This is a genomic window from Ensifer sp. R-19, from assembly GCF_049905105.1.
Classification (GTDB): Bacteria; Pseudomonadota; Alphaproteobacteria; order Rhizobiales; family Rhizobiaceae; genus Ensifer.
Map to the genome: position 1 here is coordinate 1,127,830 of NZ_CP184570.1, position 16,780 is coordinate 1,144,609.

At 62.0% G+C, this 16,780-nt stretch carries 13 protein-coding genes; 1 reads left to right on the forward strand and 12 read right to left on the reverse strand.

The annotated features are described in order from the left end of the window. Positions 1–184 precede the first annotated feature (184 nt). From ACN9MO_RS24500 to ACN9MO_RS24510, 3 genes are read right to left on the reverse strand one after another with little or no spacing between them, the layout of a single operon-like run. Complete coding sequence (locus tag ACN9MO_RS24500; protein WP_113133401.1) at positions 185–1,417, reverse strand: ABC transporter substrate-binding protein; 1,233 nt, start codon at positions 1,415–1,417, stop codon at positions 185–187. 59 nt (positions 1,418–1,476) lie between these two features. Continuing rightward, positions 1,477–2,379, reverse strand: coding sequence for a sugar phosphate isomerase/epimerase family protein (locus tag ACN9MO_RS24505; protein WP_057255166.1), 903 nt, complete (start codon positions 2,377–2,379; stop codon positions 1,477–1,479). 10 nt (positions 2,380–2,389) lie between these two features. Further along, a complete protein-coding gene (locus ACN9MO_RS24510) occupies positions 2,390–3,424 on the reverse strand; it encodes a Gfo/Idh/MocA family protein (RefSeq protein WP_113133400.1) in 1,035 nt (344 codons plus the stop codon). A 137-nt stretch (positions 3,425–3,561) separates the two neighbouring features. Here ACN9MO_RS24510 and ACN9MO_RS24515 point away from each other — a divergent pair, with 137 nt between their 5' ends. Beyond that, positions 3,562–4,578, forward strand: coding sequence for a LacI family DNA-binding transcriptional regulator (locus ACN9MO_RS24515; RefSeq protein ID WP_113133399.1), 1,017 nt, complete (start codon positions 3,562–3,564; stop codon positions 4,576–4,578). A 57-nt stretch (positions 4,579–4,635) separates the two neighbouring features. On the opposite strand, the gene ACN9MO_RS24520 is transcribed toward ACN9MO_RS24515, so the two are convergent. The 9 genes from ACN9MO_RS24520 to ACN9MO_RS24560 form a co-directional block, all read right to left on the reverse strand. After that, complete coding sequence (locus tag ACN9MO_RS24520) at positions 4,636–5,964, reverse strand: sigma-54-dependent transcriptional regulator (protein ID WP_057255163.1); 1,329 nt, start codon at positions 5,962–5,964, stop codon at positions 4,636–4,638. Beyond that, complete coding sequence (locus ACN9MO_RS24525) at positions 5,940–7,757, reverse strand: sensor histidine kinase (RefSeq protein WP_057255162.1); 1,818 nt, start codon at positions 7,755–7,757, stop codon at positions 5,940–5,942. Before ACN9MO_RS24525 ends, ACN9MO_RS24520 begins: the two co-directional genes overlap by 25 nt. A 144-nt stretch (positions 7,758–7,901) precedes the next feature. Next, a complete protein-coding gene (locus ACN9MO_RS24530) occupies positions 7,902–9,182 on the reverse strand; it encodes a dicarboxylate/amino acid:cation symporter (protein ID WP_113133398.1) in 1,281 nt (426 codons plus the stop codon). 63 nt (positions 9,183–9,245) lie between these two features. Next, positions 9,246–10,664 carry an aspartate ammonia-lyase gene (gene aspA, locus ACN9MO_RS24535; protein ID WP_113133397.1) on the reverse strand — a complete coding sequence of 473 codons (1,419 nt, stop codon included), beginning with the start codon at positions 10,662–10,664 and terminating at the stop codon, positions 9,246–9,248. Positions 10,665–11,357: 693 nt separating this feature from the next. Beyond that, positions 11,358–11,684, reverse strand: a complete 327-nt coding sequence (locus tag ACN9MO_RS24540) for a GYD domain-containing protein (RefSeq protein WP_057255159.1) — start codon at positions 11,682–11,684, stop codon at positions 11,358–11,360. Positions 11,685–12,023: 339 nt separating this feature from the next. Further along, entirely contained in the window at positions 12,024–13,322 is a 1,299-nt protein-coding gene (locus ACN9MO_RS24545) for an ABC transporter permease (protein ID WP_113133395.1), read from the reverse strand. Further along, entirely contained in the window at positions 13,319–14,005 is a 687-nt protein-coding gene (locus ACN9MO_RS24550) for an ABC transporter ATP-binding protein (RefSeq protein WP_057255157.1), read from the reverse strand. The genes ACN9MO_RS24545 and ACN9MO_RS24550 overlap by 4 nt, the downstream gene beginning before the upstream one ends. Before the next feature lie 2 nt (positions 14,006–14,007). Continuing rightward, positions 14,008–14,472: a hypothetical protein gene (locus ACN9MO_RS24555; RefSeq protein WP_113133394.1), complete on the reverse strand. Its 465-nt coding sequence runs from the start codon at positions 14,470–14,472 to the stop codon at positions 14,008–14,010. A 79-nt stretch (positions 14,473–14,551) separates the two neighbouring features. Beyond that, positions 14,552–16,306 (reverse strand): alkaline phosphatase, encoded by a 1,755-nt coding sequence (locus tag ACN9MO_RS24560; protein ID WP_113133393.1) that lies wholly within the window; start codon positions 16,304–16,306, stop codon positions 14,552–14,554. Between the last annotated feature and the right edge of the window lie 474 nt (positions 16,307–16,780).

The following is a 16,780-nucleotide window of genomic DNA, read 5'->3' on the forward strand; positions in this document are numbered from 1 at the left end:
AGGCGCCAGCATATACCGCTCGCACAACCCGGCCTGCAAACTAGAACGACCAGAAGCACGCCGGCCTCGCCGGCATGGTTTTGCGGTTTTTCCGCCCGAGCGCCTCAAGCGGATTAAGCGCTTGTGAAAGGCGGCCGGCTGTTCCGGTCCGTCCGGAAGCCTGCAGGCCGCCTTGCCAGAGGCTTTAGCCAAGGACTGCCTTTATCTTTTCAGCCGCCTGGTCGAGGGCATCTTTCGACGTCATCTGCCCGGTCAAGGCCGCCTGGATTGCGTCCTGGATGGCCTTGGAGATCTTCGGCCATTCCGGATGGGGTCCACGGGGCTTTGCGAATTTGAGCTGCTCGATGAAGACCTTGAGGGCCGCGTCCTTCAGCGGCACACCAGTCTCAGGGATGGCAATATCGGATCGAGCGGGCAGCTGTCCGAAGTCCTTGAACATGCGGACGTCCTGGGAGGCGAAGTATTCGAGCACCTTGAACGCCTCGGCGGGGTGCTGCGTGTTGGAGAAGATCGCCCAGTTGAAATCGCCCATGGCCGACGAACGCTCCGCACTGGCCTCGGGCACCGGCAGCAGCGCCACACCCCAGTCGAACTTCGCTTCGCTCACCATTCGGTCGAGCTCCCACGGACCGGAGATCGCCATGGCAGCATTGCCGGAGTTAAAGGTGCCGGTCGAATCCCACTGTCCGCGGGTCAACGTATCCGGCGAGGCCAGTTTCTCGGTTATGATGGTTTTCCAGATGTCGAGCGCCTTGACGGCACCTTCCGAGTTGATGTGCTCGTAGCTGCCGCCGGCCATCTGGACCCAGGGCAGGAACTGGAATGTCCCCTCTTCATTGGCCTTGGCCGAGAAGGCGAGCCCGTAGACGTTCGCCGAAGGATCCGTCAGCTTGCGAGCCGCATCGACCAGTTCATCCCAGGTCTGCGGCGGCTTGCTCGGATCGAGCCCCTTCGCCTTGAACATGTCCTTGTTGTAGTAGAGCGCAATCGTGTTCGTCGCTTTGGGAAGGCCATAGTTCTTGCCGTCCCACATGGTGGAGGCAAGAGGTCCCGGAAAATAGTTCGAGGGCTTCACCGCGGTCGACTTTGCGATCATGTCGGTTAGATCGAGGAAGGCGCCGCGTGACGAAAAGAGCGCATGTTCCGGATTGTCGATGGCGATGATATCGGGTGCCTGCCCGGTCGAATAGGCACGCATCGCCTCACTGACGACATCGTCGAACTGGATCTGGCGATATTCGACCTTGATGCCCGTGTTCAGCTTGTTGAAGTCCGATATCAGGTTCGGTGCGGGCTGGATGTCGCGATCGAGCGACCAGACGTTGATCGTGACATCTTCCGCCTTGGCTGAAAGTCCAAACAGAGAGACACCTGCAAGGGCGAGAGCGCCCAGGATTGCGGATCCGCGGATAGCCATTTTCTCCTCCTTTGGTTATCCCGATGCCGGCATCCTCCGTGCCGGCCGACATGCACGTCTCAGGCCGGGTCGATGACGAAGTCGCCACCCCGGCAGGTCTTAAGGTAATTCAGGCCATGGACCTGGCCGGTCATCTCCAGTTCGTCGCGATAGACCGGGTCATGCCAGCCTTCGATATCGATCGAGCCGGACCAGCCGGCCAGCCGAAGTTCGGAAATCACGTCGGTCCAATTGGTGTCGCCGAAGCCGGGCGTGCGCATGAAGACGAATTTCTCCTTGCCGAAGATCCCGTGTTCGCGGATGACGTCCCAACGGATCGTGGCGTCCTTGCCATGCACGTGAAAGATCTTCTTTGCCCATTTGCGGATCTGCGGCAGCGGATCGATCAGATAGACCATCTGATGGCATGGTTCCCATTCGAGCCCGATATGATCGTCCGGCGTCTCATTGAAGATCAGCTCCCAGGCGTCCGGATTGTGCGCGATGTTCCAGTCACCGCTCTGCCAGTTGCCGTCCATGGCGCAGTTTTCAAAGGCGATCTTCACGCCCCTGTCGCCTGCGCGCTTTGATAGCTCTGACCAGATTTTCCGGTAGCGCGGCAGACTGTCGGTCAGCGGCTTGCCGCGAAGACGGCCGGTGAAACCGGCGACGCAGGTGGCGCCGAAGTGGTGGGCGTTGTCGATGCAGTCTCGCCAGCCCTGGAGGGTCTGTTCGTCAATCTCTGTCGTCTCCAGCGGATTGCCGAACATGCCAAGGGTAGACATGGTGATGTCGCGGTCGCCGATTGCCGCCACGCAACGTTTGCCAAGTTCGGCAAGATCCTGGCCGTTGGTCGTCTGCCAGAAGAAGGGCTCGAAACTCTCAAAGCCCATGTCGGCGATCTGGCCGATGCGCCTGTCGGCGCCGCCCTTGGTGGCCGAGATCATCGTGCCGATGCGAATGGATTTGCTGGGGTTGGTCAAAATGGGCTCCCTAGGCTGCAATGGTAACGCGTTTGCCCTCGCGCGCGCTGTCGATCGCGCCGAAGACCATGGCAAGGCTCTTGATGTTGTCGCTGCCGTCGGTTTCCGGCACGGTTCCCGCATCGATCGCGCGGATGAAACGCTCGATGACGCTCGTGTGGCCGTTGGTGTCGGCACTGTCTTCGGCCTCAGGCACTGCGATCGCCTCTACGGCACGCAGGAAACCTTCGCTGCCTGTGACGACATTGGCCTCAAAGCGCTCGCCGCCATCCCAAAGCAACGTGCCCTTCGAACCTGTTATGCGCCACGCGCTTTCCCAGCTCGTGTTCGCGCCTTCAGCACACCAGGAACCGCGATAGGTGAAGGCAACGTTGTCGGAAAACTCGAAGATCGCATTGGCGGCGGCGCCATGGCGATACCAGGAACCCTCAGGATTGTATTCGTGGCAATAGACCGCGAGCGGTTCCTTGCCGGACATGAAGCGCGCTGCGTCGAAGGTGTGAATGGCCATGTCCAGAAGCAGGACATTGTCCATCTGCTCGCGAAATCCCCCGAAATGCGGACCGAGGAAGAAGTCGCAATGCAACGCCGTCAGCTCGCCCAAGGCGCCGGACTGGATGAGGCGACGGATGCGACGGACACCACCGATGAAGCGGCGGTTCTGCACGATGGCGTGAACGCGCGAGGCCGCGGTCGCAAGCCGGCGCAATTCGCGCGCCTCATCGAGCGTGGCGGCCATCGGCTTCTCGCTCAAAACGTGGCAACCATGCGCAAGACCGGCAGCGACCACCGCGCGCCGCGCCGCAGGAACGACGATGTCGAAGAGCAGGTCCGCCCGGCTTCCGCGAAGAACCTCCGTCAGGTCCGTACCGATCAGGATGTGGCCAAGGTGGAATTCTGCGGCGAGCGCGCCTGCGGTCGCCTGATTAAGATCCACAAGGCCGACAATCTCTACCTTCTCTCGAAGAACTTTGCTCTGCGTCAGAGCTCTTAGCCACCCTTTGGCCATAGCTCCGCACCCGCACAAAACGGCCCTGTGTCTCACGTGATTTCCTCCAAGAAACGGAAGCGGCAACTCCTCAATTGGCTTCCGTAAACGTTTACGATACTATGCGGCAACGGGTTTTTATGTCAAGAGGTGAGAAAATGACCAATCGCGGGTCTGGGAAGGAACGCGGAAAAATGAAGGGGATTCGCGAACTTGCCGAACACCTCGATATTTCTATCGGCACGGTATCGCGCGCGCTGAACGGCAAGCCCGACGTCAACGAGGAAACCAGAAAAAGGGTTCTTGAAGCAGCAGAATCCCTTGGTTATGTCGCCAATCAATCAGGCCGTGCGCTCAGGAAGGGCGCGACCGGCGTCATCGGCTTCATGATGCAGACCGGCTCCGAAATTACCGGTCAGGGTGACACCTTCTTCATGAGCGTCTTCGACGGTGTTCAGACCGTCTTTGCCCGTCACAAGCTCGATCTTGTTGCCCTGCTCTGCTCCTCCGAGGAGGATCCCAACGACTATTTGAAACGCGTGGTTGCGCGTGGGTTTGCCGACGGCATCATTCTTTCGGCGACCCGGCGCCACGACGCTCGTTTCGAACTGTTGGCCAAACGCAAGATCCCGTTCATCACGCTTGGACGAAGCTTGACGGATGTCGGTCAGCCCTGGATTGATCTCGATTTCGAGGGCATGGCCGAGGCGTCCATCGATCGGCTCGTCTCCCGCGGCCACAAGCACATCGCCGTTACACGACCTCACGACGACATGAATCTCGGCTACGTTTTCGCGGATCAGTGCCGGGCGACCCTCGCCCGACACGGGCTTCACCTCGACGAGCGTCACGTTTTTCGTTCAACCCCGAACGAGGCGGGAGGATACCAGATCGCCCGCGAACTGAGCGCGCTTGAGGACCGGCCAACGGCAATCGTGCTCATCAACGAAGCAATCACTGTCGGCCTTTATCGGGGGCTTGTCGAAGCCGGGATAAAGCCCGGGCGAGACATGGCGATCATCGGACGCCAAAGCCCGCATTCGCAATTCCTGTCGCCCCGTCTGACATCCTTCAGTCTGTCGCTGCGCGACCTCGGGATTGCGCTTGCCGAGTCCCTGCTTGCAACGATGCCAGCCTTTGCAGATTACTACCCGGCGAGGTCTGAGCGATTTCTCTGGCCCATGGCTCTCGTCCCCGGCGAAAGCGATTGAGCAACATTCGATCTTAAGGATATAACCACACCGCAACCCAACGCGGATGGACCAGCATCACGACAAGCCATACTTACGGATCTTGTCATGCAGGGTCGCCTTCGGCACTAGCAATTCCTCGCTGACGCGGGCCAGGCTGTTGCCGTTGCGGCCGAGGGCTTCGGCGATAAGGGCACGCTCGAAGGCTTCGACGGTTCGCGCCAGCGGCCGAGGGGCGGTGCCTGTCGCCCCACCAAAAGGCGGGAAGCCGGCTGCGATCCCCAGCACGCAGCGCTCGGCGACATTGCGCAACTCGCGCACGTTGCCGGGCCAGTTGTAAGCGAGCAGACATCGCGTGCGTTCGGCGTCAGGCGCGAGCACGGGGCGCTCGTGGCGTGATGCAGCCTGCAGAGCAAAATGCTCGAACAGGAGACCGATGTCCTCGCGCCTTTCGCGCAAGGGCGGCAAGGGCAGTGTCGCGACGTTCAGGCGATAATAGAGATCAGCGCGGAATTCGCCTTTTTCGGCAAGTACCGCCAGATCGACTTTGGTCGCAGCGATGACACGGCAGTCGACGAGGATCGGGGTGTTTGACCCGAGACGCTCGAGCGTGCGTTCCTGCAGCACCCGGAGCAGCTTGACCTGCATGGCCATCGGCATGCTTTCTATCTCGTCGAGAAACAGCGTGCCGCCATTGGCGTGCTCGATCTTGCCGATCCGGCGCTTGGCGGCGCCGGTGAAGGCTCCAGGCTCATGGCCGAAGATTTCGCTGTCGAACAGGTTCTCAGGCACGCCGCCGCAATTGATGGCGACGAAATTGCCGCTACGCCTTGGGCTCGCATCATGCAGGCAGCGCGCGACGAGCTCCTTTCCGGTCCCGGTCTCGCCCTGAATCAGCACGTCGGCTGCGCTATTTCCAAGCTCGCCGATGAGATGGCGTACGCGCTCGATGGCAGCAGAATCTCCGATGATGCGGCTGGCGGTCGATTGCCTGTTCTCAAGTCGCGCGCGCAATTCGCGCACCTCCAGCGTCAGCGTGCGTTTTTCCAGCGCCCGCCGCACAATCTCAACGAAATAGTCGGGCGAGAACGGCTTCTCGATGAAGTCGTGCGCTCCGTCCTTCATCGCCTGGACCGCCAGAGAAACATCGCCATGGCCAGTCATCAGGACCACCGGCAGGTCGCGATCCTGCCGTAGGAGGTCATGCATGAGAGCCATGCCGTCATCGCCCGGCAGGCGGATGTCGGTGACGACGACACCCGGAAAATCCGCAGCAACGAGCTGCCGTGCCTTTTCGGCACTTTCGACCGCCAAGACCGCCATGCCTTCGAGCTCGAGCGTCTGCTGACAGCCGAGCCGGACGTTCGGTTCGTCCTCGACGATCAGGACCTTGAGGTGGTCGCCCATGGCGTTTCTCCGATATCGGCTGCGGGAAGAGCGACGGTGAAAACCGCGCCGCCCTCGGGATGGTTCGCCCCCGACAGCGTTCCACTGAAATGGTGCACGATTTCCAATGAAATGGCCAAGCCGAGCCCCAATCCCCTGTTGCTTTCCTTGGTCGTGAAGAATGGCTCAAAGAGGTGCTCGCGCACGTCTTCCGGCAGACCCGGCCCATTGTCATGGACCTCCACGATCACGCGCGTCGCCTCGCGCCGGCCGCGAATGCGCAACATGGGTGCCGCAATGCCCTCGATCGCATCCAGCGCATTGGCAATCAGGTTGACCATGACCTGCTCCAGGCGGTTGGCGTCGCAGAGCGCCGTCATTTCCGCCCCAATCTCGGTGGTTATGGTCACGTTTGCGCGGCGCAGGCGCTGGGCGAGCAGGAACAGCGCGTTGTCGACGGCGCGTCGGACATCGACCGGGCCCGGCATGCCGGAGGATTTGCGGGCGAAGGACTTGAGCTGGTTGGTGAGCGTGCCCATGCCATCGACGATGCTGCCGATGCGGTCCAGATTGCTTTCGGCGGTCGCGATGTCGCCGCGACGGAGGAATTTGACCGCATTGCCGGAAAGCGTGCGTAGCGCTGCCAGAGGCTGATTTAATTCATGGGCAAGGCCTGCGGAAATCTGACCGATCGTTGCCAGCTTGGCAGCATGGACGAGCTCGTCCTGCGCCGCGCGTAGCGTCCGTGTCCGCTCCTCCACCTTGCGTTCGAGTTCGTCATGGGCGCGCTGCAACGCCTCTCGCGCCCGCAGCCGGTCGCGCAGATGCCGCCGCCGCTGGTCGAGCAGCACCAGCAAGATGCCGACGAAGGCACTGGCGATCGCCGCCAGCGCGGCGCGTGTCCAGGCGATAGCCCTGACCTCGCCGGCGGGCGAGAGCACGGTCAGCGACCAGCCAGTGTCGCCCATGGGAGCAGTCTGCGCCAGAAAATTGCCGGACAACTTGGAGCCGCCGTCGACGTCCGACGGCAGAGCAAGCCGCACGAGGACAGCATTTTCATCGAAAGCCTCCTCACGCGTCAGGCCGAGCGAGGGAAGCGGGCGGGCGTTATATTGCAGGCTGCGCTCCAGCCGCCGCCTTTCTTGATCCGGCAACGGGCGCAGCGTCGTGAATTTCCAGGATGACACTGACGCGAGGATGACGACACCGTTCTGATCAGTGACGATGACGGGCACTTCGACGGTCGCCCAGGACTGCTCCAATTGTTCAAGACTGACCTTGACCACGGCAACGCCTACAACCTCGCCATTCGCGAGCAACGGCGAAGAGAGATAGTAGCCCGGCTCGCCGCGGGTGATACCGATGCCGAAGAGCCGGCCGGGCCGGCCCCGCATGCCATCTGTGAAGTAGGAGCGGTAGGACAGGTCCTCTCCGATAAAGCTGTCAGGTCGGTTCCAGTTGCTGGTAGCAACCACATGTCCTTGCCGGTCGAGCAGATAGATAGACAGCGTGCCCGCCCGGTGGTTGAGCTGTTCGAGGTAGCGGTTGACGGTGTCGGTGAGCGGTTTTCCGCGCGCGACCAGGTCGATTACGTCCCGCTCCAGTCCAAGCGTCGCAGGGAAGTAGGCGTATTTGTCGATCTGCCTGTTCAGGCTGGTGGCGTAGACTTCGAGGCGTTGGGTTCCCGTTCTTTGCAACTCAGCGAGCCCCAGGTTCTCGCTGACGCGAAAGCCGGCAATGCCGGCGGCAAGCGCAATAGCGACGAGGCCGGGCAGCAGCAAACCGTATTTGCGAATGAAAGAGGCGATCGACATGGGAACGAATGGAAGCGGATGCACACGCCGCAACGGTGTTGTTGTTGATCCGGCTCCCTACCACATCCGATGAGACCGAGCGAGCGTGCGGGAAACTGCCCGCCTTCTCAAGGGAAAGCGGGCAGACTGTCCTTGGGCGTCCTGCTATTCGGCTGCGGCCAGTCTTCCGCGTGTGCGCTCTTCCGTTTCGTCAGGAATGTCGAGCGCGTTTTCCCACTTGGCGACAACTGTGGTGGCAATCGCATTTCCGAGCACGTTGGTGGCGGTGCGCCCCATGTCGAGGAAATGGTCGATACCCATAATCAACAGCACGCCCGCCTCCGGCAGGTTGAACATCGGCAGAACGGCGGCGACAACGACCAGCGCGGAGCGCGGCACACCGGCGATGCCCTTGCTCGAAACCATGAGGACCAGCAGCATGACGATCTGCTGTTCCATTGTGAGCGGCAGGCCGTAGGCCTGCGAGATGAAAAGAGCGGCAAAGGCTGTATAGATCATCGAGCCGTCGAGGTTGAACGAATAGCCGAGCGGCAGGACGAAGCCGATGACACGCTCCTTCACGCCGAAGTCTTCCAGCTTCTCCATGACGCGCGGGTAGGCCGCTTCGCTGGAAGCGGTGGAAAAACCGACAAGCATCGGCTGGCGCACTTCCCTGACCAGTCGGAACACGTTCGCGCCGAGCACCAGGAATCCTGCGCCGACTAGCACGGCCCAAAGCACGACGAGCGTTGCGTAGAAGCTGCCGACGAACTTGCCGTAGACCATCAGGATGCCGAGACCCTGGACGGTGACGACGTTGGCGACGGCAGCAAAGACGCCGACCGGTGCGAAACGCATCACATAATCCGTCACCTTCAGCATGACCGGGACGGCGCCTTCGATGACCTCGATCAGGGCTCGAGCCTTCGTGTCCTTCAAGCTGCCGAGGGCGAGACCGAAGAATACCGAGAAGACGAGAATCTGGAGGATCTCGTTATTCGCCATCGCCTCGAAGATGTTGCGGGGGAAGACGTGGGTGATGAAGTCCTTGAGATTGAGCGAGGAGGTCTTCAGGTCAGCAGAGGCCGAGACATCGGGCAACGGCACGCCAACATTGGCGCCGGGCTGGAAAAGATTGGCGAAGACGAGGCCGATTGCCAGCGATGCGAGCGACGCCATCAGGAACCAGCCGAGCGCCTTGCCGCCGATACGGCCGACGGTCCGGGCATCGCCCATGCCAGCCATGCCGGCGACGAGGGTCGTGAAAATAAGCGGCGCTATGATCATCTTGATCAGCCGCAGGAAAATGTCGGTCACCATCGCGAAATAGCCGGCGATATCCTTCGCCACGGCCGGGCTGCCCGAGAGCACGTTGCAGCCGTAGCCGACGACAACCCCCAGGATCATTGCGATGACGATCCAGGTCGTCTGCTTGTTTATCTTCATGATAATCTCCTTCCTCCCCCGCCCGGTCCATCCGGGCGGTTTTTCAGTCAACAGATGGGTGGTTCAGCTGCGCGCCGTGATCGGGCGCGGCTGGGTCAGCGCCTCGGGGCGCAGGACTTCGGCGAGCGCTTCGGCGGTCATCAGCCCGCGCGCCTCCACGAGTTCGGCGACACCCTTTCCGGTTCGGTGCGCCTCCGCCGCGACTTCGGTCGCATTGGCGTAGCCGATGATGGGGTTGAGCGCGGTGACGATGCCGATCGAACCCAGCACGCTCGCCTCCAGGCGCTCGCGGTTCGCGGTGATGCCGTCGACGCACTTGTCGGCGAGGATCAGGCATCCCCGGCTGAGGTGGCCGATGCTCTTGAACAGGCTGTGGGCGATGATCGGCTCGAAGGCGTTGAGCTGCAATTGGCCCGCCTCGGCCGCAAAGGTCACCGTCAGGTCGTTGCCGATCACCTCGTAGGCGATCTGGTTGACGAGTTCAGGGATCACCGGATTGACCTTGCCGGGCATGATTGAGGAGCCAGCCTGGCGCGGCGGCAGGTTGATCTCCCCGAAGCCCGCCCGCGGTCCGCTGGAAAGCAGGCGAAGATCGTTGCAGACTTTGGAAAGCTTGACCGCCACGCGCTTCAAGACGCCCGACAGCTGGACGAAGCTACCGCAATCCTGTGTGGCTTCGATGAGATTGGGCGCAGTGATCACGGGCACGCCGCTATCCTCCGCGAGCAACTGGCAAACCAGAGCCGCATAATCGGGATGGGCGGTGATGCCCGTGCCGATGGCAGTCGCGCCGAGATTGATCTCGCGGATCAGTAGTGCGGCTTCGCGCAGCCGCTGCTCGTCCTCGCCAAGCATCACCGCGTAGGTGGAGAACTCCTGCCCCAACGTCATCGGCACTGCATCCTGCAGTTGGGTCCGCCCCATCTTGAGGATGTCGTGGAATTCGTCTGCCTTGCGTTCGAAGGCTGCGCGGAGATAGGCCATTGCATCGATCAGGCGGAAGATCCCGCTGTAGGTCGCAAGCTTCAGCGCCGTCGGATAGACGTCATTGGTTGACTGGCCGAGGTTGACATGTTCGTTCGGGTGCAGGCGCCGGTAGTCGCCGCGGGCGTGGCCCAGGAGCTCAAGCGCCCGATTGGCGATGACCTCGTTGGCATTCATGTTGGTGGACGTACCGGCTCCTCCCTGGATCACGTCCACCACGAACTGATCGTTGAGCGCGCCGGCCTCGATTTCGTGGCAGGCGGCAACAATCGCCTCGGCCCTCTCGGCATCGAGCTGTCCCAGCTCCATGTTCGCCCGCGCCGCCGCCATCTTGATCTGCGCGAGCGCGCGGATCAGATCCGGATAGTGTGAAATCGGAATGCCGGTCACCGCAAAGTTTTCGACGGCGCGCAGCGTGTGAACGCCGTAATAGGCGTCCGTGGGGACCTCACGGTCCCCGAGCAGATCATGCTCTGTACGGCTCAAGGCAACAGTCATCGGGCGTTTTACTCCTCTCCATCCACCCGCTGCCGAGCGAGTGTCACCTGAAGAGAGCAACAGGCGTGCCAATTCGAGCGGGCCCGAGCCGTGCCGCTAAGTCATTGAAGTCAAACGTTGCGGTTTGCCGAGCCGTTGGGCAATGTTCGGATTTCCGAATGGAGAATAGCTTGCGCGTTCGGTGTTCCGAATGATCCAACCCCATTTAGTGACGCCACCGCCATGAACCGAGCGGCGCATGGCCTGGACGTCGCTCCCGCGGATGCATCTGAGGCGACCCCGCTTGCAACTACTTTCCTCGCCACCGGGCGGTCATCGGGATTGGCAAGGCAAGTGGCTGGTAACCCTGCAAATTATCTCTGCCAACGCGAGCCACGGGCCGAGTAAATCTACCGGCCGCTATAGCCTGTTGTTGGCTTGGTTTTATCGCCCGATCGGCTGACCGGCGCAGACAGGCAATTGGTGACCAGTTCCGGTCGATACATTATGCGATGCTAGAAGTACATAACGGGGTCATCGCTCGTCTACGAGTCAACTTCGTGCATGAACATCGGATAATTTGCGATCAGCGGCCACTGTCGACCCATTCTCGACTCTTCTTGCCTCCAGCGTTATTCAAAGACAGCTTGCGCCGGCGACGGAGATACGCACGAAGCACGCATCTCAACATGATGGCAAGCAGTGGGTCGCCGCCTACGCTGCCGGTGGACGATACCGAATTGACTTTGCCTTTTCCAAGGCTTCGATCGTATCGTCGACGCTGAGCAGAACAGTGGTCTCAATAGAACTGAGCGCGCCTCCTGCGCCAATAGAAAGGGCGACTGCCGCCATCGATATATTATCAGGCGCCTCCCACAGATTCCAACCATCATGCTCGCCAAAGGCGTACCAGAACCCATGGAGCTTTCCGCCAACGGATTCAATGTAAGTGCGCGCCGCCTCTCGGCGATCCTCGGGGTTTTCGATCATTCGCGCCCACGTTTCGGGCGTGTAGCTGAAGCGCGTGAGATAAATGGCCATGATTTGTCTCCTCCGCCAGAACAACACAGTTAACGCTCAAGGCGAGGAAAACGCGAGTCATCCAATGTGCGGACTTGTCGTAGTCAACGGTTTCAACTTCGCAGTTTCTGGGCTTGCGGCGGAAAGCCCCAGATAGCGGACGTTGGCGATCGCGCAAATCCAGCGCGCGATAGGCAAAACTCGAATGACGGGCGATCACCAGGAGGCCTTGAACTTTGGAAAATCGGTGATGAGGTCTTCCGCGAGGCCGTCGGCGAAATACCCCTGCGCCGCATCGCTGCTCAGGGTGGCAAACGGCAGCACTGGTAGTTCGAACGCGGCAATGATTACGAGGCGGCGTCAGGCCCTCAGCGCCGTTGCCGGGCTGAGACGCAGGGCCGAGAGCGCCGGCACGATCGATACCAGCACAGCCAGAACCCCGAACCAGGCGGCCAGCGAAACATCCTCGCGGGCGAACTCCACGGGCATGCGGATGGCCGTCGTGGCGGTGACGGTGGCCGAGATCAATTGCGCCGCGCCATAGCCGATGAGAATGCCGAGCCCGAAACCGGCGAAGAAGAGCAGGAAGAGTTCGCCCCAGACGATGGCGACGACCGCGCGTCCTGGCGCGCCGAAGGCCCTGAGAGCGCCGATCTGCCGCTGGCGGGCGCCGACATGCATGATCGTGACCAGAAGGATGGCGGCGATGACGATGACTTGCGTGCCGATGGCGATCGCCAGCAGCAGGCTGCGCACATCACCGAGCGTGGCGTAGAGACGGGTCAGCACTTCGGCGGGGAAGACGGCGAGCGTGGTCTCACCGCGATATTCCTGGCGCAGGCGATAGGCATCGGCGACCGTCTTCGGCTTGACGAGAACGGCGGGAATGCGGGGCGTATCGGTATCGAAATGCTCGTCGAGCGCCGCATCGCCCTCGACATGCGTTTCGCGGTCGCGCTCGTCTGCGGCCGAGCGTTCGGATGCTTCGCCGGCATGATGATGATCGGTCGCCGCGGTACCTTCGGTCACGTGGTCATGGGCGTGTCCGCCGTCCCCAGCCATACCGTGCAGTTGCCAGACAGCGCGGATCGGCACGAGGATCGCCCGGTCCCAGGCGGTGCCGGTCGGGGCCATGCGGCCGGTGACCTCGTAGACGAGCTCGGTGTGGGCATGACCGCCTTCGTCGGCTGCACCATGCATCGGCTTGATCTGTGCGCCCAACCGCTTCGGCACGTCCGAGCCGATCACCGCATCGCCGAGGCGAGCGAAGATCGCACCCTCAGCGAGCGTTGGCGAGAGAGCCGATACGAATTGGACGGTTGTGCCGACCACCGGATAACCATCGGCGGAATCGCCGAAGCCAACCGGGGCGGCGAAATCGACGCGCGGGTCCTCGGAGAGTTTGGCCAGCACGCTGCCGGACATCAGCGGCAGCGGCGAGGGCTGGAGGAAGACGGCCGAGAGGGTAAGCTGGGTTTCGCTGCCGGCGGCGCCGACCAGCAGATCGAAATTTTCCGCCGCCCGGGCGCTGCCGAGCCTGACGGCGCGCTCCTGCAAGGTAACGGTGACGCTGAGCGCGACGGAGAGCGCTATCAGCACGATGACGGCAAGCGCACCACCCTTGAACCGGCGAAGATCGGCAAGGATGAAACGGATCACGCAGCGCGCGCCTCCGCGCTGTCTTCGACGATGCGGCCGCCGTCGAGGCCGATCCGACGGTCAAGCCTATCCACCAGGGCCGGATCGTGGGTGACGACGACGAGTGTGGCGCCCTGCTCGCGGGCGAGCCGGACGATCAGCTCGGCCACCTCGTTGCCTGTGCGTCGGTCGAGGCTGGCGGTCGGCTCGTCAGCGACGATCACGCCAGGTTTTGACAACAGTGCCCGTGCCACCGCGATGCGCTGCATTTCGCCGCGCGACAGGGTCTCGATGGGTTGGTTCGGGCGAGCGATGCCGGTGGTTTCGAGAAGATGCAGCGCCCGCTCGCGCTCGACCGGCGTCAGGCGGCGGGAGAGCCGGACCGGCAGCACGACATTCTCGAAGGCCGAAAGGCCGGGGAAAAGATGAAAATCCTGCATGACGAGGCCGATATGCGCTGCGCGGAAGGCATCGCGGCGTCCGGCCGAAAGGCGGGCGATGTCCGTCCCACCCCAGGAAACGGAACCGCTGGTTGCGATTTCAAGCCCCGTGATGGCGTTGACCAGCGTGCTTTTGCCGGAGCCCGAAGCGCCGGTGACTGCAAGCCGACCACCGGCCGGAATGTGGAGCCGGTCGATGGCGAGCACCGGCGCGTCGAGGCCGGGAAACCGCATCGTGAGGCCGGAAATAGCGAGCGCCAGCATCGTCAGACCGTATTGAATGCGGCTTCGCGCAGGCGAAGCTGGCTGACGAATCCGGTTTCCGGATCGATCCATGAACCATATTCCAGTACGCCCTGCGCCTCGATCGGTGCGTTGAATGGCACGAAGGTCTGCTTGCGGGCGAGATAGACGACAACGATATTGTCCGGCCAGTCCGCGTCGGAAGAGCAGAAGGGGCAGAGCGACATCGGAATTTCGGTGAGCACGAAGAAATTCGCTTCGGCCTTTAAAGGCGGCGCCATGAAGCCTTTTACGGTGACGTCCTGGCCATTCAGCCGCTTCACCTTGTCGGAAAACTCGAGGCCCAGCACGCCAAAGCTCTTGTAGAGCTCGCCGAAGCCAAGCGTCTCCGCCGCCAGCGCCGGGCGGGAGAGGGACAGGATGGGCAGGGCCGCGAGCGCGCCGAGCACCCGCCGTCTGTTGAAAAACCTACGGGTTTCTTCGGTCATGGCCGTGCTTTCCCTCTTCATTCGCAATCATGCGGACAGGCGGCGCGGGACCGCCTGTCCGTCAAAGGGATGTAAGCCCTTAGTCCTTCGCGGTGCCGAGGGCGAAGGCGTCGGCAAGCACGCGGTAGACGTCGCTCTGTTCCATGTAACCGCGGAAGCCTTCCGAACCAGGACCGGCCGCCTGAAGCACGACGTCGTCGACAGCATGAACGCCGCTGTCGCCATCCTTCGGGATGTTGCCCTGGACGAAGACGGCGCCGGGAACGTCCTTATAGGCTTCGTTGGCGACATATTCCTTCGCCTCGTTTTGCACGGCCGGAACGAACGGACCATCCAGCTTCGGACGGAAGGTTTCGTAGTGATCCGGACCGTTGTTGGCGGCCAGGAAGAGACGACGCGTGACGTCGATGCGATCCGGATAACCGTCGCCGTCCTTGTCCTCGTAGTTCGGGAAGCCGGCGTCGTCATAGGTGCCGACCTTCGCGCGCATGTCCTCGCCCGGCTTCTCGTCGTCGACGGTGCCGATGATGGCGACGCCGTGGGTGTGGTCACCGGTGACGACGATCATCGTGTCGGGATTGGCAGCAGCGAATTCGCGGGCCACGCCCACGGCCTTGTCGAACTCGATCGTTTCGACGAGTGCGCGGTCCCAGTCGAGCGGATGGCTCATCTTGTCGACCGAAGCGGCTTCGACCATCAGGAAGAAGCCTTCCGGGTTCTTGGAGAGCTTGTCGAGCGCGACCTTGGTCATCTCGACAAGACCGGGCTGGTTCGGGAATTTCTCGACGGTGCCCTTCTTGAGGAATTCACGGTCGAGCGTCACGTCCATGTTGCCGGTGTGGAAGAGACCAAGCAGCTTGTCCTGGTTGGAGCCGGTGGCAGCGGCCAGTTCCGTCTTGTCGGTCGCGAGCGCGTAGCCGGCGTTCTTGAATTCCGCGATGTAGTCCTTGTCGTCCTTGCGCTTGGAGCCCGGTACGTCCTTGCCGAGGAAATAGGCGGAGCCGCCGCCGAGAAGCACGTCCGGCTTGACATCGAACAGCATGCCGACAATCTCCGCCTTGTCGCCGCGCTTGCGGGTGTGCGAGACGACGGCTGCCGGCGTGGCGTCCTCAACTTCGGCGGTCGTCACGATACCGACGGACTTTTTGGTGGTACGGCGCAGTGCCTCGGCAATCGTCTCGATCTTCGGGTCGTCGAGGCTTGCCCGCGTGCGGTCGGCATAGACGCCGAGCGCGTTGACGCGCGACTTGTGGCCGGTCATGTAGGCCGACATGGTATTGGCGCTGTCCGTTGCGATCGAATGCGTCGAGGACGTGCCGATGAAGGCGACCGGCGGGATGTCGTCCATGGCGAGGCGGCCATTCGCCTTGCCGCCCGTCATACCCTTCGACATGATGCGCGCGCCCGTGCGGTGGGCGACGGAGAGGCCGTCGGCGATCAGGAAGATGACGTTTTTCGCCTTCGGCTCGGCGACGGTGCCGTAGACATCCCAGCCCACCGACTGCGTTTCGCTGCCGGCTGAAGCCTCAACCTTGTAGGCGCCGGCCGTGCCGATCGTCAGGCCGCGCAGGACGAGGGCGGAACCGAGTACCTTGTCTTCCGCGCCCTTTTCCTCGACGACGAATTCGGCCTTCTTGCCGAAAACGGTTTCGTAGTCCTGGCCGTTGACGGTGACCTTCACGTCTTCCGGCTTCACGACGGAATCGAACTCTACCTTGAAGTCGAACGGCGAGCCGACGAGAATCGTCGCGCGATCGATGGGATAAACAGTCGCGGCCTGTGCTGCGCTGGAAAGGATCGTTGCCGATGCCAGGGCGAGGAGAAGTTTACGCATGGGAGAGCCTCTCTTGAGCGGTGGTTACCCTTCTTGCGATAGAAACTCAGCGTGACAGGCGTATTACAGCCGCATCAAGGAGGCGCTTTCGGCCTTCCCGATACCGGTTCGGTCGTGAGGGAGACCTGCACTCTCGTGGATAGCATCCGCTCCGCTTCCTGGACGATACCAGCTCTGAGCTGAGCTCTGGGCCAAAGAGACACCGACCTTGGGAGTTGAACTGTGCATCCGTTGCCTTGATGGGATCGGAACCGAAGACCCGTGGTTCGCATGCATATCCGTCGAACGAGGGTCGCGCCGAAGTGGTGGACGAGTATCAGCCTCCGTGATGTCTGGGAGACGCGGGACGCCCGGATCTCCTTGCATCAGTGCATACAGAGAACTTACCGAGATAGACGAGCGTAACGGCGCCGCGTGACAGTGGTGCCGGATTCTCGGGGTGGAGAGCAAGCAGGGGCAGCAATCACGGTCGTC